The 20476-nt window shown below is 62.5% G+C and carries 21 protein-coding genes; 7 read left to right on the top strand and 14 right to left on the bottom strand.

Annotation, left to right across the window (positions count from 1 at the left end; all coding sequences use genetic code 11):
- Nucleotides 1-30: 30 nt before the first annotated feature.
- Nucleotides 31-540, bottom strand: a complete 510-nt coding sequence (locus CRO18_RS16655) for a DUF3576 domain-containing protein (RefSeq protein WP_076485957.1) — start codon at nt 538-540, stop codon at nt 31-33.
- 264 nt (nt 541-804) lie between these two features.
- Between CRO18_RS16655 and CRO18_RS16650 the strand changes: the two genes are divergently transcribed.
- Together CRO18_RS16650 and CRO18_RS16645 are read left to right on the top strand one after the other, a co-directional pair.
- Nucleotides 805-1734 (top strand): porin, encoded by a 930-nt coding sequence (locus tag CRO18_RS16650; RefSeq protein ID WP_170952713.1) that lies wholly within the window; start codon nt 805-807, stop codon nt 1732-1734.
- 93 nt (nt 1735-1827) lie between these two features.
- On the top strand, nt 1828-2490 hold the full coding sequence (locus CRO18_RS16645; RefSeq protein ID WP_097083003.1) for a YggS family pyridoxal phosphate-dependent enzyme: 663 nt from the start codon (nt 1828-1830) through the stop codon (nt 2488-2490).
- Here CRO18_RS16645 and CRO18_RS16640 read toward each other — a convergent pair.
- Both CRO18_RS16640 and ribA read right to left on the bottom strand, forming a co-directional pair.
- On the bottom strand, nt 2487-3041 hold the full coding sequence (locus tag CRO18_RS16640) for a L,D-transpeptidase (protein WP_097082949.1): 555 nt from the start codon (nt 3039-3041) through the stop codon (nt 2487-2489). The genes CRO18_RS16645 and CRO18_RS16640 overlap by 4 nt on opposite strands.
- A complete protein-coding gene (ribA, locus tag CRO18_RS16635; protein WP_097082948.1) occupies nt 3038-4117 on the bottom strand; it encodes a GTP cyclohydrolase II in 1080 nt (359 codons plus the stop codon). The genes CRO18_RS16640 and ribA overlap by 4 nt, the downstream gene beginning before the upstream one ends.
- 144 nt (nt 4118-4261) lie before the next feature.
- Here ribA and CRO18_RS16630 point away from each other — a divergent pair, with 144 nt between their 5' ends.
- Nucleotides 4262-4948, top strand: a complete 687-nt coding sequence (locus tag CRO18_RS16630; RefSeq protein ID WP_076485961.1) for a response regulator transcription factor — start codon at nt 4262-4264, stop codon at nt 4946-4948.
- Nucleotides 4949-5000: 52 nt separating this feature from the next.
- On the opposite strand, the gene CRO18_RS16625 is transcribed toward CRO18_RS16630, so the two are convergent.
- The 10 genes from CRO18_RS16625 to CRO18_RS16580 all read right to left on the bottom strand — a co-directional run bounded on the left by CRO18_RS16625 (nt 5001) and on the right by CRO18_RS16580 (nt 17084).
- A complete protein-coding gene (locus tag CRO18_RS16625; RefSeq protein WP_076485962.1) occupies nt 5001-5345 on the bottom strand; it encodes a DUF3775 domain-containing protein in 345 nt (114 codons plus the stop codon).
- A 54-nt stretch (nt 5346-5399) separates the two neighbouring features.
- Nucleotides 5400-6560 (bottom strand): DNA recombination protein RmuC, encoded by a 1161-nt coding sequence (locus CRO18_RS16620; protein WP_097082947.1) that lies wholly within the window; start codon nt 6558-6560, stop codon nt 5400-5402.
- Nucleotides 6557-8428, bottom strand: coding sequence for a DNA mismatch repair endonuclease MutL (gene mutL / locus CRO18_RS16615; RefSeq protein ID WP_097082946.1), 1872 nt, complete (start codon nt 8426-8428; stop codon nt 6557-6559). Before mutL ends, CRO18_RS16620 begins: the two co-directional genes overlap by 4 nt.
- 47 nt (nt 8429-8475) lie before the next feature.
- Nucleotides 8476-9792: a pitrilysin family protein gene (locus CRO18_RS16610; protein WP_097082945.1), complete on the bottom strand. Its 1317-nt coding sequence runs from the start codon at nt 9790-9792 to the stop codon at nt 8476-8478.
- Nucleotides 9789-11171: a pitrilysin family protein gene (locus CRO18_RS16605; RefSeq protein ID WP_097082944.1), complete on the bottom strand. Its 1383-nt coding sequence runs from the start codon at nt 11169-11171 to the stop codon at nt 9789-9791. Before CRO18_RS16605 ends, CRO18_RS16610 begins: the two co-directional genes overlap by 4 nt.
- Nucleotides 11172-11261: 90 nt before the next feature.
- The gene (locus CRO18_RS16600) at nt 11262-11813 is read right to left on the bottom strand and encodes a DUF3035 domain-containing protein (RefSeq protein WP_076486022.1); all 552 of its coding nucleotides are present in this window, start codon (nt 11811-11813) and stop codon (nt 11262-11264) included.
- A gap of 81 nt (nt 11814-11894) precedes the next feature.
- Nucleotides 11895-12368 carry a signal peptidase II gene (lspA, locus tag CRO18_RS16595; RefSeq protein WP_097082943.1) on the bottom strand — a complete coding sequence of 158 codons (474 nt, stop codon included), beginning with the start codon at nt 12366-12368 and terminating at the stop codon, nt 11895-11897.
- A 7-nt stretch (nt 12369-12375) separates the two neighbouring features.
- On the bottom strand, nt 12376-13962 hold the full coding sequence (gene purH / locus CRO18_RS16590; RefSeq protein ID WP_097082942.1) for a bifunctional phosphoribosylaminoimidazolecarboxamide formyltransferase/IMP cyclohydrolase: 1587 nt from the start codon (nt 13960-13962) through the stop codon (nt 12376-12378).
- A 17-nt stretch (nt 13963-13979) separates the two neighbouring features.
- Entirely contained in the window at nt 13980-15734 is a 1755-nt protein-coding gene (locus CRO18_RS16585) for a heparinase II/III family protein (protein WP_097082941.1), read from the bottom strand.
- An 84-nt stretch (nt 15735-15818) separates the two neighbouring features.
- Nucleotides 15819-17084 (bottom strand): RsmB/NOP family class I SAM-dependent RNA methyltransferase, encoded by a 1266-nt coding sequence (locus CRO18_RS16580; protein ID WP_097082940.1) that lies wholly within the window; start codon nt 17082-17084, stop codon nt 15819-15821.
- A 93-nt stretch (nt 17085-17177) separates the two neighbouring features.
- Between CRO18_RS16580 and CRO18_RS16575 the strand changes: the two genes are divergently transcribed.
- Nucleotides 17178-17357: a DUF1674 domain-containing protein gene (locus CRO18_RS16575; protein ID WP_097082939.1), complete on the top strand. Its 180-nt coding sequence runs from the start codon at nt 17178-17180 to the stop codon at nt 17355-17357.
- Nucleotides 17358-17444: 87 nt separating this feature from the next.
- Here the strand turns inward: CRO18_RS16575 and dapB are convergent, their stop codons facing one another.
- Nucleotides 17445-18254, bottom strand: coding sequence for a 4-hydroxy-tetrahydrodipicolinate reductase (gene dapB / locus CRO18_RS16570; RefSeq protein WP_097083002.1), 810 nt, complete (start codon nt 18252-18254; stop codon nt 17445-17447).
- A 94-nt stretch (nt 18255-18348) separates the two neighbouring features.
- On the opposite strand from dapB, the gene rbfA reads away from it, so the two are divergent.
- The 3 genes from rbfA to truB all read left to right on the top strand — a co-directional run bounded on the left by rbfA (nt 18349) and on the right by truB (nt 20475).
- A complete protein-coding gene (gene rbfA, locus CRO18_RS16565; protein ID WP_076485971.1) occupies nt 18349-18789 on the top strand; it encodes a 30S ribosome-binding factor RbfA in 441 nt (146 codons plus the stop codon).
- A complete protein-coding gene (locus CRO18_RS16560; protein WP_097082938.1) occupies nt 18764-19507 on the top strand; it encodes a phosphodiester glycosidase family protein in 744 nt (247 codons plus the stop codon). The genes rbfA and CRO18_RS16560 overlap by 26 nt, the downstream gene beginning before the upstream one ends.
- 65 nt (nt 19508-19572) lie before the next feature.
- A complete protein-coding gene (gene truB, locus CRO18_RS16555; protein ID WP_097082937.1) occupies nt 19573-20475 on the top strand; it encodes a tRNA pseudouridine(55) synthase TruB in 903 nt (300 codons plus the stop codon).
- Nucleotide 20476 lies beyond the last annotated feature (1 nt).

The following is a 20476-nucleotide window of genomic DNA, read 5'->3' as shown; positions in this document are numbered from 1 at the left end:
TGGCGGGGCCGAATAGCACAAGAGCTGCGCTCACATCCCGGAGTCGCGAATCCGCAACTGCCGCGCACGGGTCAAGATCGCATCTTCCACGGCGCGCACGGTTTCCGCCGAAACGGTTCCGCCACGGCTTTCAAGCGACACTTTCAGCGAGCGCGCATCCAGCGCCGGGTCAGAGATATGAATCGTCGCCTTATAAGCGCGGCCACCGCCCGGCGGGGTGCCATAGCCCGTCACGATCAGGCCCGAGAAAGGATCAACCGTTTGAATCGGCAGGAAGTCGAGCACCTCAAGCGAGGCATTCCAGAGGTATTTATTCACCTCAAGCGTCACATTGGGATCATCGTTGTTGGAAAACAGATCCCACAAGGTCGATTGCTTCGGTTCGGGGTTCATACGCTCTAAAGCGGTTTCTTGCTTCGGCGTCGCTTCGCGCTTGCCGCCCCAAGAAAACAGCTTGCCGCTCGACATGCCGCCACAGGCCGAAAGCGAAACCGCTGCGCCCACAAGAATCGCGCCACGCAAAATGCTGGATTTCTTCATCGGATGACCTGCCCCCGCGGCTGAACCTTTTGCCTTTTCCTGTCTCTAGCCGATGCCCCCAGAAGCGACAAGGTTTTTGACTCCTTTAATATACACCTGCGGGCAATCGCGACCCAAGCAACTGTGGCAAACCTGCACCACGCCCCACCCAATGGCCCAAACCTTCCCCGTTTTCATTGCAATAGAGGCGGAGCAGAGGGAAAAAGCCTCATACCCAACTCGGATTCCCCTGAGTTGGGGCTACCTTGGCAAATGAGGGAAAAGATGAAAAAGGTTCTTATCGCGACGACCGCGCTCGTCATGACCGCTGGCGTTGCTGCCGCTGAAGTTTCGCTCTCGGGCAACGGCCGTATGGGTGTCGTGTATGACGGCGCCGACTGGGAATTCTCGAGCCGCGCTCGCGTTGTGTTCACCCTTTCGGGCACCACCGACGGTGGCCTCGAATTCGGCGGTTCGTTCCGCGCTGACCAAGCTGGCGACGGCGCCACCGGCGATTGGGGTGCTGACACCGGTAACGCTGGCTCCGTGTACATCTCGGGCGCGTTCGGCAAAATCGCCATGGGCGACGTTGCTTCGGCTCCGGAAGCTCTGTTCGGCGACCTCGCTTCGGTCGGCTACATGGGCGACAGCCAAGGCACTGCCAACGGCGGCACCAACAACATCCCGTACCTGACCCTCGATGACGGCACCCAATCGGCTCTGCTGTACACCTACAGCGCCGGTGCGTTCTCGGTTGCGGCCTCGATGTCGGACGGCATCGGTGAAGACCTCGGCTCGGGCGGCGACGACCAAGTTTACGCCGTTGCTGGTGCCTACACCTTCGGCAACTACACCGTTGGCCTCGGCTACGAAGTCATCGACTGGGATGCCGCAGGCGTGGATAACACCACCCAGCTCGAGCTGGCTGCGGTTGCCACCTTCGGCAACACCGACGTCAAAGCCTACTATGCTGACCAACAAGACGGCATCATTGACGCCGCCTTCGGCATCAGCGCTGCCACCACCTTCGGCGCGACGACCGTTGCTGGCTACGTGCAACAAATCGACGCCATCGGCGGCGGCGACGTGACTTGGTACGGGATCGGCGTTGACTACGATCTGGGCGGCGGCGCTGTCCTCTCGGGCGCGATCCAAGACGACGACGTCACCGGTTCGGACCCGACCGCCAACTTCGGCGTGCGCTTCTCGTTCTAATCTTTAGAACAAGAGTTACGGAAAGAGCGGGCCTTGCGCCCGCTCTTTTCTTTTGTGCCCTCGTATGATTTTTTGCCCAAAACGGAGACTGCCATGGGTTTGCAAGACATTCTGAGCCGCGTTACCAAAGCCGAACAGGCCGCAGGCCGTGCCCCCGGTTCGGTCCAGTTGATTGCGGTCTCCAAAGTGCAACCGCTTGACCGGGTGGAGGCTGTGCTGGCCGAGGGGCAAAAGCTTTTTGGCGAGAATTACGTGCAAGAAGCCGCCAGCAAATGGCCCGCTTGGCGCGAAGAATTCGCGGGCGTGGCGGTGCATATGATCGGCCCGCTGCAAACCAACAAAGCCAAACAAGCGGTGGAACTGTTTGAAGCAATCCATACGCTCGACCGCCCTTCGCTTGCCACCAAACTCGCCAATCTCGCGCAAGCGCGGGGAGCCTGCCCCGATCTCTTTGTGCAGGTGAACACCGGGGAAGAGCCGCAGAAGGCAGGCGTGCTACCCGCCGCCTTGGATGCATTTGTCGCCGAGGCGCGGGGGATGGACCTGCCCGTGCAAGGCCTGATGTGCATTCCGCCCGAAGACGAAGACCCCGCCCCGCATTTTGCCACGCTGGCCGAGATGGCCGCGCGCAACGGGCTGAGCGGGCTTTCGATGGGAATGAGTTCGGATTTCGAGGCGGCGATCACCGCAGGGGCCACCCATGTGCGCGTCGGCTCCGCCATTTTTGGCGCGCGCGATTATTCCACGCGCGGCTAAGCCTTATCGAACGGCCGGGGCGCTGCCCCGGACCCCGAGGTATTTCTGCCAAGAAGAAAACAGGCAAGCGGCGGGATTTCGATCTCTGCGCCCGGTGTGAGCCTTTGTGCGAAGTCGATCAAATCCGCACGGCGCAGCGCGATGCAGCCCGCAGTGGGGTAACAAAGCCTTCGGCGTTGATGCAGGAAGATGGCAGAGCCTTTGCCGGGCGCCGCCTGCGGGTAATTCCAGTCGCTCACCAAAACAATGTCATAAAGCGGATCCGGTCGCGCCATGCGTTCATGGCTCGCCGCAAAGGGCGCGCGCACAAGCTGGTTATAGGCCGGATGATCGGGCGCGTCGCACCACAGATCTTGCGGGCCAATGGGGCGCGCCCAAGCGGTGGGGCGTGGCAAACGGCCGGCGCGATAAAGCATCTCTACCACCCGCAACCTGCCCACCGGGGTCGCGCCATCGCCTTCTTGCTTCGTGCGACTTAAACCACCGCGCCCAATTTGCACCGGATACCGCCGCCCAAAGGCAACAAGGCCGCCGGGCGTCAGCCGGATCACAGCAGATGCCCCGATTTCGCGGCCTTGGTCGCCAGATAGGCCGCATTATGCTGGCTCAGGCCCACCTTAAGCGGCACCCGTTCGGTGACCGCGATGCCATGTGATTGCAGCATATTCACTTTGGCGGGGTTATTCGTCAGCAGCCGGACCTTGGAAAAGCCCAGCTTGCGCAGGATCGCCGCGCCAATCCGGAAATCACGCTCATCATCTTCAAAGCCAAGGCGATGGTTCGCCTCGACCGTGTCAAAGCCCTGATCTTGCAACGCATAGGCGCGCATCTTATTGGCCAAGCCAATGCCGCGCCCCTCTTGGTTGAGGTAAAGCAGCACCCCTGCCCCCTCGGCCCCCATTTGCTGAAGCGCGGCATCCAATTGCGGGCCGCAATCGCATTTGAGGCTGCCCAGAACATCACCCGTGAAACAGGCCGAATGCAACCGGGCAAGCACCGGGGCTTCGCGGTCGGGCGAGCCGATCTCAATCGCGTAATGTTCCTCGCTGCCATCATCGGGGCGGAAAATATGCAGCCGCCCTTTTTCCGCTGCCCGCATCGGCACCCGCGCGGCAGAGACCGGGGCGAAGGTGGTTTCATCGGAAATCACTTGCAGCGTTTGCGCCGCGTCTAAAGCCGTCAGCCCCTCTGGGCGCGGGCGCGGCAGGGGCGCAAGCAATGCCGCGGGCAAAAGTTGCGCGGTTTTCGCCAGTTGAATCGCCGCGCGTGCCGGGATGGCATCGCCATCACGCAGGCTGGAAAGCGGCCCTTTCATTGGCACCATCAGATCATCGGCTGGGTCAGCAAGCGCGCGCAGCCAAGCCAGATCGGCGTCCTCCGGCACTGCAATCCGCGCCAGATCATCGTCATAGACGCGGGCTTTGAGCGTTTCCGCCCGCCAAGAGGTCAACACCAAGGTGAGCGGCCCCAAGGCCCGCAGCGCCGCCAGCCGTTCGACCGACAGCGTCTCTACCGCCACCGCCAGCACGGTGTCAGACAAAATCACCGGCAGCCCCATGCGCAAATCGGCGCGGGCGCGGTTGATACGTTCGGGCAGGCTCGGGCCAAGGGCGAAGGGCGTTTGCATCGCTCACAGATAGCGAGGCCCGTAACAAATTGAAACACTCTGCGCCGTTCCGTCACCCTTGCGTGAGAAAGATTTCAGCACCCTTGTCGGAACCGTGATCTGTGATCAGTTGTTCCGAAACCGCAAAGCTGACGGGAGACAACGATGGCAGGCTTGAAGAAAATCCTTCTGGTGGATGATGACGACGACCTGCGCGAAGCGCTGGCCGAGCAGTTGGTGGCGACCGAAGAGTTTGAGGTGTTTGAGGCAAGCTCTGGCGCCACGGGCGTCGAACAGGCGAAGGCCGCGCTTTATGATCTGGTGATCTTGGATGTGGGCCTGCCCGATACCGATGGGCGCGAGCTGTGCAAAAAGCTGCGCAAGCAAGGTGTGAAATGCCCGATCATGATGCTGACGGGTCACGACACCGATGCCGATACGATCTTGGGCCTTGATAGCGGCGCGAATGATTACATCACCAAGCCGTTCAAATTCCCTGTGCTGCTCGCCCGCATCCGCGCGCAACTGCGCACGCATGAACAATCCGAAGATGCCGTGTTCCAGTTGGGGCCGTATACGTTCAAACCGGCGATGAAGATGCTGATCGACACGAAAGATCGCAAGATCCGTCTGACCGAGAAAGAGACCAATATCCTCAAGTTCCTCTACCGCGCGCAAGATGGCGTGGTGGCGCGCGATGTGCTGCTGCATGAGGTTTGGGGCTATAACGCCGGGGTCACCACCCACACGCTGGAAACCCACATTTACCGGCTGCGCCAGAAGATCGAGCCCGATCCCTCGAACGCGCGGCTGCTGATCACGGAATCGGGCGGCTATCGTCTGGTTGCCTAAAACACAAAAAGGGGGCGTCGGCCCCCTTTTTCACATCAGGTCCAACCCGGTTTTATACCGAGGGGTTGATGTCTTCTTCCGCCTCTTCAAGGCTGATACCCATCGCGTTGAGACCATCTTCCAGATAATCGGCCAACATCGGCATACCGAGCAGATAATCTTCTGTCGGCGCGGTCGCTTCGGCCCGGGCAGTGGCATAGGCCTCGTCAAATTCTTCGGCCTCAAAGGTCTCGCGCCCAATCCACGCCACGGCGGTCAGCGCGGCCTTTTCATCATCGTTCAGATTCTCGATGAAGGCGCGCAATTCGCGCGCTTGGCCCGCGCCAGGCACGTCCGAATCGAACTTGCGCGCGCGGATGATGATATGGGCGATTTTTGACGGGCTAATCGGCAACATGGGTGCTCTCCTTGCGCTCAGTTTCGCCGTTCACGGGTTCGTGTGCAAGCTTATTCAGCGCTCAATCGGGATCACTTTAGGGGCCGATCCCGGCTCTTTCGCCAAGTCTTCAAAATCGAAGTTATCTAACCGATGCGCGCGCTTTCCCGCCTTTTCCGCAGAGATACGAATTTCCTCAATATCTTTGGCCGCCATCGCAAAATGCCGATCAAGGTTGGACACACGCCCGCCCAACCGCTCGACATCGCCGTAAAGCGCCGCCAATTCGCGCCGGATCGCGCCCGCCTGCTCGCGCATCCGCGCGTCTTTCAGCACAGCGCGCATGGTGTGCAGCGTCGCCATGCAGGTGGTGGGCGAAACGATCCAGACCTTCGCGGCAAAGCCTTCGCGCACCAGTTCGGGAAAATTGCCATGCAACTCGGCATAGACCGCTTCGGAGGGCAAAAACATCAGCGCGCCATCGGCGGTCTCGCCTTCAATGATGTAGCGATCCGCAATTGCCCGGATATGGCTGCGCACGGAAATACGCATCATCCGCTGCGCTTCGATGATCTGGCTTTGGTTCTCGGCCCGACGCAACGCCTCATAAGCCTCCAGCGGGAATTTGCTATCCACCACAATCGGCCCCGGCGGATTGGGCAGATGGATCAAACAATCCGCCCGCCGCCCGTTTGAGAGCGTCGCCTGCATCGTGAACGCATCCGAGGGCAGCGCCTTTCTCACGATGTCATGCAGCTGAATTTCGCCAAAGGCGCCGCGGGTTTGCTTGTTTGAGAGAATATCTTGCAGCCCCAGCACATTGCCCGAAAGTTTCTCGATATTGGCTTGTGCCTTGTCGATCGCGTTTAGCCGTTGCTGCAAATCGCCCAGAGACCGCGCAGTGCGGGTGGCGGAGCCATGAAGGCTTTCACTCATCGCTCGGTTCACCTCGGCCAGCCGCGATTCCATCAGCGCCAGCATCTTCGCTTGGCTTGCTGCTTGCGCCTCAGACACATGATGCAAGCCCCCTGCCAATTGATGCTGGCCATCGGAAAGCGCCTGCACCCTTTGCGCAAGTTGCATCAGGTTCCCGGTCAGCGGTTCAGCGGCGCGCGACGCCCGCACCGCCGCGCGCAAGACAAGGAGAAGGAGCAACAACACCAAAGCCGCCGCGCCAAGCGCCCCCTGCACGAGCGGATCGTGCAGGTCAATCAGATGCGTGCCAAGCTCGATCATGTGCGCCCAAAGAGCCGCTCAATATCGGAAAGCTTCAGTTCCACATAGGTGGGCCGCCCGTGGTTGCATTGGCCCGAATGCGGCGTGGCTTCCATTTCTCGCAAAAGCGCGTTCATTTCCTCAACCCGCATTTGCCGCCCCGAGCGGATCGAGCCGTGACAGGCCATGCGGGACAAAACCGCTTCAATCCGGGCTTGCAGCTTCAAGCTTTCGCCTTGGTCAGCGAGTTCATCCAGCACATCGCGCAAAAGCGCGCCTGCATCAATTTCGCCCAAGATCGCGGGGGTTTCGCGTACAGCCACCGCGCCACCACCAAAGGGTTCAATCGTCAGACCAAGGCGTTGCAGATCGTCTGCCGCCTCCAGCAAGCGCGCCGCATCCGCGGGCGAAAATTCGACGATTTCTGGAATGAGCAGCGCCTGCGCCGCCACACCATTTTGCGCCATTTGCTTTTTCAGCCGCTCATAGACCAGCCGTTCATGCGCGGCGTGCTGATCCACGATCACCATGCCCCGCTCGGTCTGCGCGACAATGTAGTTTTCATGCACCTGCGCGCGCGCGGCCCCCAAGGGCTGGCGGGTGAGTTCGGCCGTCGCCTCTGGCACTGGCTCCACCCGTGCGCTTGGGGTGAACGGGTCTGGCGTAGGCCCGGTGAAAGGCTGTGGCGCCTCGTCAAAGCTATGAAGCGGCATCTGCGCGGCATAGGCGTTTTGCCGCGCGCCATAGCTTGGCCGATCCATCTGATAGATGCGCGGTGGGCCCGTAGGTTCGGGCTGCATCGCGCCAAGGGTTGCCGTGGCCACGGTCGAAGACGCGCGATGTCCCGCCTGCGCCAATGCGTGGCGAATGCCCGTCACGATCAACCCGCGCGGCACGCCGGCCTCGCGAAAGCGCACCTCGGCCTTTGCGGGGTGCACGTTCACATCGACCCGCTCGGGATCGCAGGTGAGAAACAGCGCCGCCGCCGGATGCCGGTCACGCGACAGAAAATCCATATAAGCGGCACGCAAAGCGCCCAAAAGCATCCGGTCCCGCACCGGGCGGCCATTGACGAAGAGAAACTGCTCCACCGCTGCGCCGCGCGAATAGGTCGGCAACGCCGCGTAGCCGGTGAGCCTGATCCCCTCGCGCTCCGCATCCAGCGCTACGGCGTTTTCGGCAAAGGCGCGGCCCAGAACCCGGCCTAACCGCCCCGAAAGCGCATCGAACAATTCGCCCTGTTCGGCATCGGCCCGGAAAATCTCGCGGCTCGTCTCGCCCTTCACTTCGCGCAGGGTAAAGCTGACGTAAGGCTCCGCCATCGCAAGCCGCTTGATCACGTCCGAGATTGCCTGCGCCTCGGCGCGGTCGGTGCGCAGGAATTTGAGCCGCGCCGGGGTGGCGTAGAACAAGTCGCGCAGTTCAACCACGGTGCCGCTGCTCAACGCCGCCGGTTTCACCGGGCCCATCGCGCCACCTGACACGGTGATTTGCACCGCCTCTTCCCCCGCGACGCGCGAGGTTATGGTGAGCCGCCCCACCGCCCCAAGGCTGGGCAAAGCTTCGCCGCGAAAGCCAAAACTGCGGATGTTGAGCAGATCGGTCCCGTCAATCTTGGAGGTCGCATGGCGCGAAAGCGCAAGCGGCAAATCCTCCGCCGTCATCCCGCAGCCGTCATCGGTGATGCGGATGAGCGTTTTGCCACCATCGGCATAGGCGACATCAATCCGGCTTGCCCCGGCATCAAGCGCGTTTTCAACAAGTTCTTTCACGGCAGAGGCGGGGCGTTCTACCACCTCGCCCGCCGCAATACGGTTGGCGGCAGCTTCATCAAGCTGCCGGATCACGGGGCGCTCGCTCGCGCCTATCTTGCGGGGTTCTGCGTTCATTCCACTAGGGATAGCATAACCCCGAAAGGGCCTAAAGAGATTCGGAATTACTTCAGATCAGCAGGCTGGCCCACCACAACAAAGCGCAAAGCCTCCGCATTCAACAAGCGCTGCGCGACGCGGGCCACATCTTCTGCCGTCACCGCCTCAACCTGCGCATTGCGGGTGTTGATGTAATCCACCGGCATATGGCTGAGCTGCATCCCCGCCAAAATATCAGCGATCTTACCGTTGCCATCGAACCGGAGCGGATAGGCCCCGGTCAGATAGGTCTTGGCATCGGACAGCTCTTTATCGCTTACCGCACCCGCAGCCGCGCGTGCCCATTCGGCCTTCACAATCTCGATCGCCTCGGCGACCTTTTCATTGGCAGACGCAAAGCTGCCCTGCCATGTCTCGGCCAGATCCTTGGGCACAAGGTAAGTATAAATACCATAGGTCAGGCCGCGTTTCTCACGCACCTCGTCCATCAGGCGCGAAGAAAACCCGCCCGCACCAAGAATTTGATTGAGCACATAAGCGGCGAAGAAATCGGGATCATCCATCGCGATCCCCTCTTGCCCAAAGATCACCACCGATTGCGGCGTATCAAATGGCACGACGGTCACGCCCCCGCTTAGACCCAATTCCGCACGCGGCGGCATCTCGGCCCCGGTTTCGGGCAAATCGCCCAGTAATGTGTCGAGAAGCGGACCCAATTCCTCGGGCGTGATATCGCCCACGGCGGAAACCACCAGCCGATCTTTGGCCAGGACACGGGATTTCGCCTCAAACATGTCTTCGCGGGTAAGCGCCTGCACGCTTTTGGTCGTGCCATTGAGCGAAGACCCATAGGGATGATCGCCATAGGCAAGCTTGCGGAAAGCTTCCCCCGCAAGGGCGTTCGGGTCTTGCGCATCAGACGCGATGATCGACAGCACCTGCCCGCGCACCCGGTCCACCGAGGCTTGGTCGAAGTGCGGCTCAACCAATGCGCCGCGCAACAACGAGACCGCAGCGGCGCGGTTTTCACTCAGCATCCGCGCCGAGACCGAAAGCGCATCATCATCCACATCAAAATGGAAAGTGGCGGCCAAAGCCTCCTGTGCCGCGGCGAAGCCTTGGCTATCGAGATCGGCAGAGCCTTCCTCAAGCGTCGCCGTCATCAGGTTGATCGCGCCGCGCTTGCCCGGCGCGTCAAGGCTCGCCCCTCCCCGGAAACGGATTTCAAGCGCCGTGAAGGGGATGTCATGGGCCTCTACAAGCCAAGCATGGATGCCGCCGGGGGAGGTGACCTCTTCAATCTCAATCGCCTGCGCGGGCAGAGCGAGTAGGCAGGCGATCAGGGTGAGCGCCGCAAGGCGCAAGCGCAGGACAAAGCTCATTGTGCCACCTCCGGCGAGAGAACCGGGTCAACCGCTGGGGCAGATACCGGAACAATCGGTGCCGGGGCGGGTTCGGCATAAACAGTCACCGCGCGCGCCGGGTCAAAGATCGTTCGCGCGGCTTCCATCACCTCTTCCGGGGTGACAGACATCAGCGCGGCGGGCCAGCCCTGCACATCGGCAATCGTGAACCCCGAGGCCAGCGCCTCGCCATAGCGGCGGGCCAGAGCTTGGGTGTTGTCTTGCTCATAGACTTCGCTGGCACGAATTTGGGTGCGGATCCGCTCAAACTGCGCCGGGTCGATGCCAGCGGCGAGGAAATCTTGCAGCGCCTTATCGAGCGCGGCTTCCAGTTCCGGCAGGCTCACATCTTTCGCGGGCATCGCCGCGAGAGAGAAGGTCGTTTTATCAATCGCCATCCCGTCGTAGCCCGCCGACGCATGGATCGCATCGCCCGTTTCAAACAATAGCTTGCGCCCCAAGACCGAGGTCGCGGCGTTACCGCCCAGAATTTCTGACAGAATCGTCAGCGCGGCAGCCGCTTTTTGATCGCCCGGGTCTCGCTCCGGGGCGAGATAACTGCGCATCAGGTAAGGCTGGGCAATCCGCGCATCACGGTAGATCATCCGACGCTCGGCGCGTTGCGGGGGTTCCTGCGGACGGGCACGCGGCGGAATATCGGCAGAAGGCGCGAGCGGGCCATAATATTCCTCGGCCAAGCTGCGCACTTGCTCAGGCGTCACATCCCCGGCCACCACCAGCACGGCATTGTTCGGCGCGTAGAAGCGCTTGTACCATGCCAGCGCGTCATCGCGGGTCAGCGCTTCCATCTCTTGCCGCCAGCCGATGATCGGCGTGCCATAGGGGCTGTTGAGGAACTGCGCCGCGCGCATCTGTTCGCGCAAAAGCGCGCTCGGATCGCTGTCAGTGCGCTGCGCGCGTTCTTCCAAAATCACATCGCGTTCGGTCTGCCAATCATCGGGAGAAATACGCAGATGCCGCATCCGATCGGCTTCCATCTTCATCACCAGCTCCAGCCGATCCGCTGCGATGCGCTGGTAATAGGCGGTGTAATCATATGAGGTGAAGGCATTATCCGAGCCGCCATTGGCCGAGACGGTCTTCGACAACTCGCCCGCCGCCATCGTATCGGTGCCTTTGAACATCAGATGTTCAAGGTAATGCGCGATGCCGGATTTGCCGCGCATCTCATCGGCAGAGCCAGCCTTATACCAGACCATCTGCACCACAACCGGGGCACGGTGATCCTCGATCACCACCGCTTCAAGGCCATTGGCAAGGGTGAAATGGGTCACAGGCGCAGCAGATGCGCTGGTGGCGAAGACAGCCAAAACAAGGGCAGCGAAAGCGGCGCGCATGAAAACCTCCCTAGGGTTGCGCTCAACTTAGTGGCGCCGGGCGGGCAGGCAACCGCGATGCATCAACTTTGACGCAGGTTTGATCGCGCGTTACGGCAAGGCATCCTGCGCTACGCCCGAGGGCGGCGCGGCAGGCGTGCGCAATCCGGCACGGCGCCAGCGCTCCAGCTCAGCCGCTTGGTCGAGCGACATCGGCTCATAGGCCTTGTAATAGACGTTCACGTTGAAGAGCCGCTCCAAGAGCCGCCCATCGTTCTTGCGACGGAATTCAAGATCTTCAGCCGCCAGTTGGGCACGAATATCGGCAGATGTGCCATACCGCGAAGCTTGCGCCAAAAGTGCCCCGTCGCCGCGCGGCACGCTGCCAGCGCGCAGACGATCCGGGTTGCCGCCGAGCGCGGCCACAGCATCGGCTTCGGGGGTCGGGTCGGCGATATTGGCGCCCCCCGGCGTCGGGTCCGGCAGCATTGCCAAATCCTCGGGCATCTCAAGCGGCTTGGTCGGCAGAATGCCGAATTCATCCGGCCCCGAAGTCGCAGAGCGCAGATGCATAAGCTGCGGCTGTTTTTCGGCACGCGAACAGCCAGCCAAGGCCAGCGCCGTCACAAGCGCAATCCCGAGCGTGTTCGTCACCGATCGCATGAGCCACCCCATAGATAGCAAGTTATTGCCCCGTCTTAGCCTATCACCGCCGCCGCGTCACGCCCGAAAGCCAGCTTCGCCCTAGCGTTTCGTTTGGCCATCCCCGGTAAAAAGCACAAGCCCCGCCGCGCCCGCAAAAATTGCGATATCCGCAACGTTGAAGGAATAGGGGTTTTGCCAGAACGGCAAGGACATATTGAGAAAATCGGCCACCGCCCCATAGGCGAGCCGGTCGATCACATTGCCGAGCGCACCACCCACCAGAAGCCCCGCCGCCAAATGCACGCGGCGCGGATGCGGCGCCCGCCCGATCCACACAAGCACCCAAGCCGAGATCGCCAGCGCCACCCCAATCAGCACCCAGCGCGTGATGGTATCATCACCCGCGAACAGACCGAAGTTGACGCCGCGATTCCACGCCATGCGCAGGTTGAGCCAAGGCGGGGCGACATCAATCGCCCCAACCCGGTCCAAACCCAACCAATGCACGACGTAATACTTCGACACTTGGTCGAGCATCAGGATCGTTGCACTGGTCCAGCCGAGCAAACGCATGTTTGGCTTAGTGGCGGAAGTGGCGCATGCCGGTGAAGACCATGGCCAAGCCACGCTCGTTCGCGGCGTCGATCACCTCTTGGTCGCGCATCGACCCACCGGGCTGGATAAGCGCCGTCGCGCCCGCTTCCGCCGCCGTGATCAAACCATCGGCAAAGGGGAAGAACGCATCCGAAGCGACAACCGAGCCTTGGGTGAGCGGCGCGCTCAAGCCCATCGCTTCGGCCATGTCTTGCGATTTACGCGCGGCGATCCGGGTGCTGTCAACGCGGCTCATTTGGCCGGCCCCCACGCCCACAGTGGCCCCATCTTTGACATAGATGATCGCGTTCGATTTGACGTGTTTGGCCACTTTCCAAGCGAACAGCAGGTCTTTCAACTCTTGCTCGGTCGGCGCGCGTTCGGTCACGACCTTCAGATCATCGAGCGTGATCGCACCGTTGTCTTTGCCTTGCACCAAGAAACCACCCGCCACTTGGCGATAGGTGGTGATCGCGGCTTTCGGGTCCGGCAGCGCGCCGGTGGTCAGCAGGCGCAGGTTTTTCTTGGCAGCGAAGACGGCTTTCGCTTCGTCTGTCGCTTCAGGCGCGATGACGACCTCGGTGAAGATCTTCACGATCTCTTCCGCCGTCGCGGCATCGAGCACTTGGTTCAGCGCAATGATCCCGCCAAAGGCCGAGGTGCGGTCGCAATCGAAGGCACGGGTATAGGCTTCTGTCAGCGTGGCACCGGTCGCCACACCGCAGGGGTTGGCGTGTTTGATAATCGCGCAAGCGGGCGCGGCACGGTCAAACTCGGCCACCAGTTCAAAGGCGGCATCGGTGTCGTTGATGTTGTTATAGCTCAGCTCTTTGCCTTGGTGCTGCGCGGCAGTGGCCACGCCCGGGCGGCCCGAACCATCAAGGTAGAAGGCGGCGGATTGGTGCGGGTTTTCACCGTAGCGCAGGGTTTGCGCCAGCTCACCGGCAAAGGCGCGGCGGCGCGGCGTTTCTTCGCCAATCGCGCCCGCCATCCAGGTGGAAACAGCCGCATCATAAGCCCCGGTGCGGGCATAGGCGATTTGCGCGAGCTTTTGGCGGAAGGCGAGCGTGGTCGCCCCGTCATTCGCATCCAGTTCGGCCAGCACCGCATCGTAATCTTGCACATCGACCACGGTCGCGACGAAAGCATGGTTCTTCGCCGCTGCGCGGATCATCGCCGGGCCGCCAATGTCGATGTTTTCGATGCAATCATCGTAAGCCGCGCCTTTGGCGACAGTGGCCTCAAACGGGTAAAGGTTCACGACGAGCAGGTCGATCACCTCAATGCCGTGGGTTTCCATCGCGGTGACATGCTCTTTGTTGTCACGCAGCGCCAAAAGACCGCCGTGCACTTTGGGGTGCAGCGTCTTCAAGCGGCCATCCATCATTTCCGGGAAGCCCGTCACATCGGCCACGTCGCGCACGCTCAGCCCCGCTTCGCGCAGCGTTTTCGCGGTACCGCCGGTCGAGAGCAGCTCCACCCCACGCGCGGCCAGCGCACGGGCAAAATCAACAAGCCCGGTCTTGTCGGAGACAGACAGCAGGGCGCGGGTCAGGGGGACGGGTCTGGTCACGGTGGCAGGTCCTTTGATCAGGTGTCGGAAGAAGGCGGTGCAGCGCCGCCGTTGGCGGAGGGGGTATCCTGTGCCTTGGCCAAGGTCCAGTTGATTTGGCTGATCGGTTCCTGCAAGCGGCCCGAAAGCACAATCTGTTGCGTGGCACGGGGTCGCAGACGCCCCTTTTCAAGGTAGACAGAGGGATCAAGGCTCAGATCAACAGGCCCATCGAAGCGGAAGATCCAGATCTCGCCGGATTTCAGCGCCAGCGAAACGGCCCAACCGCCCATATCCAAAGCGGCATCCACTTCGGGGTGCAGATGGAAGCGGATCTTGAACGGGATGCCGCGCAGCGCATCGGCCTCAAGCAGCTTTTCAAACCGCGCTTTGTCGGGCGGGGCCATCGCGCCAAGCGTGTCGGTGCCCGTCAGCATATTGCCATCGGCCCCGAGTTCGAGCTCGCGAACATGTGTCAGCCCATGCGTGGAAAGATAGCCATCATGGCCAAAGAGGGCATGGCGTGCCGGATCGGTTTCCGTGCGCATCCAAACCTCTTTCGGGGTTTCATCGAGCCAAGTGCGCGTGGTGGAGCCACTGCGAGTTGCAGGGCCAAGGCGGGAAGAGGAATACCCTTCAAGCGCCAGTGTCGAGTGGCTGGGCGTGGCGCGACCCGCGCGGTGCCATTCAGGCCCAAACATTGCGCCCGACCCGCAGTTCACAATGAGCGGCCAGCGGCCCGAGGTGAGCTCAAATGCCAGCGTCGAGGCATGCGCATTCGCCGAGGCCGCGCCTTGCGGCGGAGCCGCAGAATCAATCACCAAGGTGGAGCGCCCCGCATGCAGCCGCCCGAAGCCCATCGCCAAGCCTTTGGGCGGCACCTGACGCGCGCCAGAGGCCGCAAGCGCCGCATCCAGCCGCCCTTCCAGCCCCCGTCCACCGCCGTGAAAGCGTGCCAAGCCGCCATCGGCATGGCGCAGGGCGCGCAAGGTTGGCGCAATACGTGCGATCGCGGCTTGGTGGGCAGGCAGCGCGGTGCGCCCCGCTTGTGTCATCGCATCAGAGGCCCAGATCAGGAGCGAGAAGACCTCAAGCAATTCCTCGGGGTTGCGGGTCGGAATGCCGCCGCCCGCATCCACCTGCGCGCGACACTCAGCCGCCAAAGCCTCGGCCGCCGCATTGGCGTGCCGCTCCATCCCGGTAAGGGCAAGGCTTGCGTAAATAAGCCCCGTCAGCGCCTCGAACCGCGGCAGGCCGGGGCTGGCCGAGCGCCAGCGCCGTGCCAAGAAAAGCGTCTGTTGACCCAACACCCGGAAGAAGGCTTCCGCCTGCGCTTTATCGCGGCCATTAAGCAAAAAGATCGCGTGGTTGATCAGCCGAATGAGCCGCCGCCCGGTCAAATCGGGGGTCCAGCCCGGCCCCTTGCCCGCACCAAAACGGGTGATCCAGTCAAAGACCCACGTTTGCGCCCGCTCGCGCGCCGGGCGGTCCCCCACGGCAGCAAGATCATCGAGCCACGTGCAGCCGTGCAGCGCTTCTTCAAAGCTTGGGTCCGGCATCGGCAAGTCCCAGATCGACAGCCCCGACCCCTCGACCAAGAACCCCGCAAACAGGAAATTACCGGCGATCAACTGCCGCCCACGGGCAAAAGAGCCAATCGTGCGCGGTTCAGGCTGGCTGACGAATCCGGTGGCCGGGCGGGCACGGGCCGCGCGCAAAGCGGCCAAGCGGTCAAACGCCGCTGTGAAACGCCCCCGAGGCGCGCCTTTGGAAGATGTCCCGCCGCCTGTCATGCCCGCTCGGCCCTAAGGCCCGTTGTTGAGATTGCGCGCACCATAGTGCCGCCCCCGCCGCCTGTCATCGGATAGTTTTATGCCTCAGGTCGCGCGTTTCAGCACAGCCATGAAAAAGCCGTCCATCCCGCCGCGCTCGGGCCACGTATCGGGCCGCAGCCGCACAGCGCCTTGGTCGGTGATCCATGCCGGGTCGATGCCCGCGATTTCAGGCGTATTGATTCGCCAATCGGGATGGCGCTCCAAGGCGGCGGCTAGCTGCGCCTCGCCCTCTTCGGGCAAAAGCGAGCAGGTGGCATAAACCAGCCGTCCACCAGGCTTGAGCCAGCCCAAAGCGCGGTCGATCAGTTGCGCCTGCAGCGCCACCAGATCCTTGATCCCCTTTGCGTCCTTCACAAAAGGCAGATCGGGATGGCGGCGAATCGTGCCCGTGGCCGAGCAGGGCGCATCGAGCAAGATCGCATCAAAGGGCGCCTCAGGCTGCCATTCCAGCGCATCGGCCACCACGGTCTTCGCCGTCACCTGACACCGGGCAAGGTTTTCTTGCAGCCGATCCAGCCGCGGGGCGGAAATATCGAGCGCGGTCACATCGGCCCCCATCGCGGCCAATTGCAGCGTTTTGCCCCCCGGCGCGGCGCAAAGGTCCAACACCGTTTCACCCGGCTGCGCGGCCAGCAGTTTCGCGGGCAGCGCAGCGGCGGCATCTTGCACCCACCAATCGCCCGCGGCATAGCCCGGAAGGTCGGTGATCTGCCCCGCTTGCGCGAGCCGCAACGACCCTGTGGGCAAAAGCTCCGCCCCAAGTTTTTCCGCCCAAGCGGCGGCATCGGCCTTCACTGAAAGATCGACCGGCGCCCCTGCATGATGCGCGGCTTCCATCTTCATCACCGGCACTTTGCCATAGGCCGACATCAACCGCCCACGCAGCCAACCGGGCAAGGCGGGCGGATCAAGCCGCTGCCACCGTGCGACATCCGCCGCGACTTTGCGCAAAACGGCATTGATCAGCCCCGCAAAACCCTCAGCCCGGCGGCCACCGGAATGGGTCAGCGTCACCAAAGCATCCACCACCCCATGCGGGGCCGCGCCCAGCGCGCAAATCTCGACCGTGCCGAGCCGCAGCACGGCAAGCAAATCCGCCGGGGGCTTTTTGCGCAAATGCGGTTTGAGCATCGCATCGGCGCGCGGCAGGTTGCGCAAGGTTGCGAGTGCGAGCCGCTGCGCGCGGGCGCGGTCTTGCGGCGGCAGCGCGGCCAATTCGCCGGCTTGTTCCGCAAGGGTGAGCCGTTCTTCCAAGACGCCCACCAACAGGGCAGCGGCCGCACGGCGGGCCGGATCAATGCTTGCCATAGCGCGTCCTTTGCGCGTTTTGCCGGGCGCTTGTTGTGCCGGGATGCGCGGCCTATAACAGGGCCGACCCCAAACGCAAAGCCGGAGACCCGCATGAGCGAGGAAGACCGCAAGGAGCTGCCGCCCGCCGCCATCCGCGCGCTGGCCGAAGCCGAAGAACGCCGCAAAGCCGCCAAAGCGCTTGAATTGCCGCTCGAACTTGGGGGCCGCGACGGGCCCGAGCCCGTGCGCTACGGCGACTGGGAGAAGAAGGGCATCGCCATCGACTTTTAAGCTGTGGCGCTTTTGGCACCCTCCGGGGGCTGTCTGCCCCCGGCCCCCCGAGGAATTTAGACCAAGTCGAAGGCAGGGCTTTAAAGATTAAAGCCCCAGCACGTCGATCATGTCATATTGGCCGGGCTTTTGATCGAGCCCCCAAAGCGCGGCCTTGAGCGCGCCACGCGCAAAAATGACCCGGTCGGTTGCGATATGGCGCAGCACGATCCGCTCGCCCGCGGCCGCGAAAATCACATCATGTTCGCCCACAATGTCGCCGCCGCGAATGGCCGAAAAGCCGATCGCGCCGGGCTGGCGCGCGCCGGTGATGCCGTGCCGCCCCGATTCGGTATTGCCCTCGAGCGAGATGCCCCGGCCATCGGCCGCCGCTTGGCCGAGCATCAGCGCGGTGCCCGACGGCGCATCGACCTTGCGGTTGTGATGCGCCTCGACCACCTCGATATCCCAATCTGCGTCGAGTGCTTGCGCCACGGTTTTGGCGAGCTTGGTCAGAAGATTAACTCCAAGGCTCATATTACCCGCGCGAATTTGCACCGAATGGCGCGCGGCGGGTTCCAGCGCTGCGATCTGGCCCGGCTCAAACCCGGTGGTGCCAATCACATGCACGGCCCGCGCCTGCGCGGCAAATTTCGCAAATTCGAGCGTTGCTGCGGGGGCGGTAAAGTCAATCACCGCTTGCGCATTTTTAAAGGCTTCAAGCGGATCATCGGTCACGATTACGCCGGTTTCCGCGCCGCCCATTGCCGCGCCCAAATCTTGGCCCACCCAGTCATGGCCGGAGCGTTCAACCGCGCCCACCACCTGCGCCTTGCCCGAGGCAGAGATGGTCTTGGCCAGCATCTGCCCCATCCGCCCCGAAATTCCGGTGATCACGATGCCCGGCAAATCGCTCATCTTTCCCTCCATGGTTTCGACCGTCTTTAGACTGTGACCCGCCGATTGGCAAAGCCCCGTTGCGGGCAAGGCGCGAAAGCACTATGTGCGGGGCATGGCAAAGAACCGCTTCCATTCGGGCGATGGCCCCTCGCAACGGCAGCTTCGCGTTGGCGAACTGATCCGCCGGACCCTGTCTGACGTGCTGATGCGCGGCGAGGTGCATGACCCGGACCTGAACCGCATCTCGATCACCGTGGGCGAAGTGCGCCCCTCGCCCGACTTGAAGGTGGCGACCGTTTATGTCGCACCGCTTGGTGGCTCGCTCGGCGGTGAAAGCGCCGAGGCGATGTTAGCCGCTTTGCGCCGCAACACCGGCGAACTGCGCCACCATGTGGCGAAGGCGATGACGCTGAAATATGCGCCCGATCTGCGCTTCCGCATCGACGAGACCTTTGATCGGCTCGATGAGACGCGGCGCATCTTCTCGGATGAAACGGTGCAACGCGATATCGCCGCGCGTGACGACGATGAAGATGAAGCCGATCTGGGCTAGGCTTTTTGCCGCCTTGGCGCTGGTGGTGCCGCGCGTCGCGCTGGCCGCTGACCCTTGCCACACCGTGACATTTGAAGACACGCCTTTCACCGTTTGCGAAGCGCGCGCGGGGGAAGATGTGCGGCTGTGGCTGCGCGACGAAGCGGGCGACATTTTGGGCACGATCCCGCGCGTGAAGGCCACGCTCGCCCCAAATGAGCAGCTGGTCTTTGCGATGAATGCCGGGATGTATGCGCCCGACCGTTCCCCCGCCGGGCTTTACATTGAAAACGGGCAAGAGCTGCACCGGATCGTCACCAATGAAGGGCCGGGCAATTTTGGGCTGCTGCCGAATGGGGTGTTTTGCATCTCTGATCGTTTCGCGGTGGTCGAAAGCCGCGCCTTTGCCGCCAACCCGCTTGCCTGTCGCTTTGCCACGCAATCCGGCCCGATGCTGGTGATTGATGGCGCGCTGCATCCGCGCTTTTTGCCCGAGAGTGACAGCACCTATATCCGCAATGGTGTCGGTGTTTCGGGCGATGGGCTAACGGCGTGGTTCGTGATTTCGGACAAGCCGGTGAACTTTCACCGCTTCGCGCGGTTCTTCCGCGATGAACTTGGCGCGCCGAATGCGCTTTATCTGGACGGCTCGATTTCGCGGCTTTTTGTGCCGGCGCAGGGTCGGGCGGATTTCGGCCTGCCGATGGGGCCGATTGTCGGGCTTGTGGCCCAAGACTAAGCGCCCCGATTGACCCGCGCGCCCCGAGGCGCTAGCAGGCGAGCTTGCATAAAAGGGAGCATGTTATGGGCCGCAAGAAGGGGCGCGATATTTCCGGCTGGATCGTGGTCGACAAACCGGCGGGGGTGACCTCGACCTCGGTGGTGGGCAAGGTTCGCTGGGCGCTTGATGCGAAAAAGGCGGGCCATGCGGGCACGCTTGACCCTGCGGCCACGGGCGTTTTGGCCATCGCGTTGGGCGAAGCGACCAAGACCGTTCCCTTCATCACCGATGCAATGAAATGCTACCGCTTCCAAGTGCGCTTTGGCGCGGCAACCAGCACCGATGACGCCGAAGGCGCGGTGTTGGAAACCTCTGACGCCCGCCCCACGGATGAGGCGATTGACGCCGCGCTTGGCGCTTTTCGCGGCGACATCATGCAAGTGCCGCCGCAAGTCTCTGCCGTGAAGGTGGAAGGCGAGCGCGCTTATGATCTGGCCCGAGAGGGTGTGGCAATGGATTTGGCCGCGCGCCCGCTTTGGGTCGAAAGCCTTGAGGTCGTTGCCCGCCCCGATGCTGATACGGTCGAGTTGGAAATGGTCTGCGGCAAGGGCGGCTATGTGCGCTCTATCGCGCGCGATCTGAGCCGGGCGCTTGGCTGTTTGGGCCATGTGGCTTGGCTGCGCCGGGTCTGGTCTGGCCCGTTTGAGGCCGAAAATGGCCTGAGCCTTGATCAGATTGATACGCTTGCCCGCACGCCAGCCTTGGATGAGAAGCTCTTGCCGCTGGAACTCGGGCTGGATGATCTGCCCGAGGTGAAAGCCACGGTGGAGGGCGCGGTGCGGCTGAGCCACGGCAACCCGGGCCAAGTGATCGCATCGGGCATCGAATTTGGCACCGAGGTTTGGGTGAGCCGCGACGGGCTTGCCATTGCTGTGGGTCGCTACATGGGCGGCGAGGTCCACCCGGACCGCGTTTTCAACCGGTAAG

This window comes from Rhodobacter sp. JA431 (assembly GCF_900217725.1).
Lineage (GTDB): Bacteria > Pseudomonadota > Alphaproteobacteria > Rhodobacterales > Rhodobacteraceae > Rhodobacter > Rhodobacter aestuarii.
Note: the sequence above shows the minus strand (reverse complement) of the source record. Positions and strands in the feature narration are given on the sequence as shown.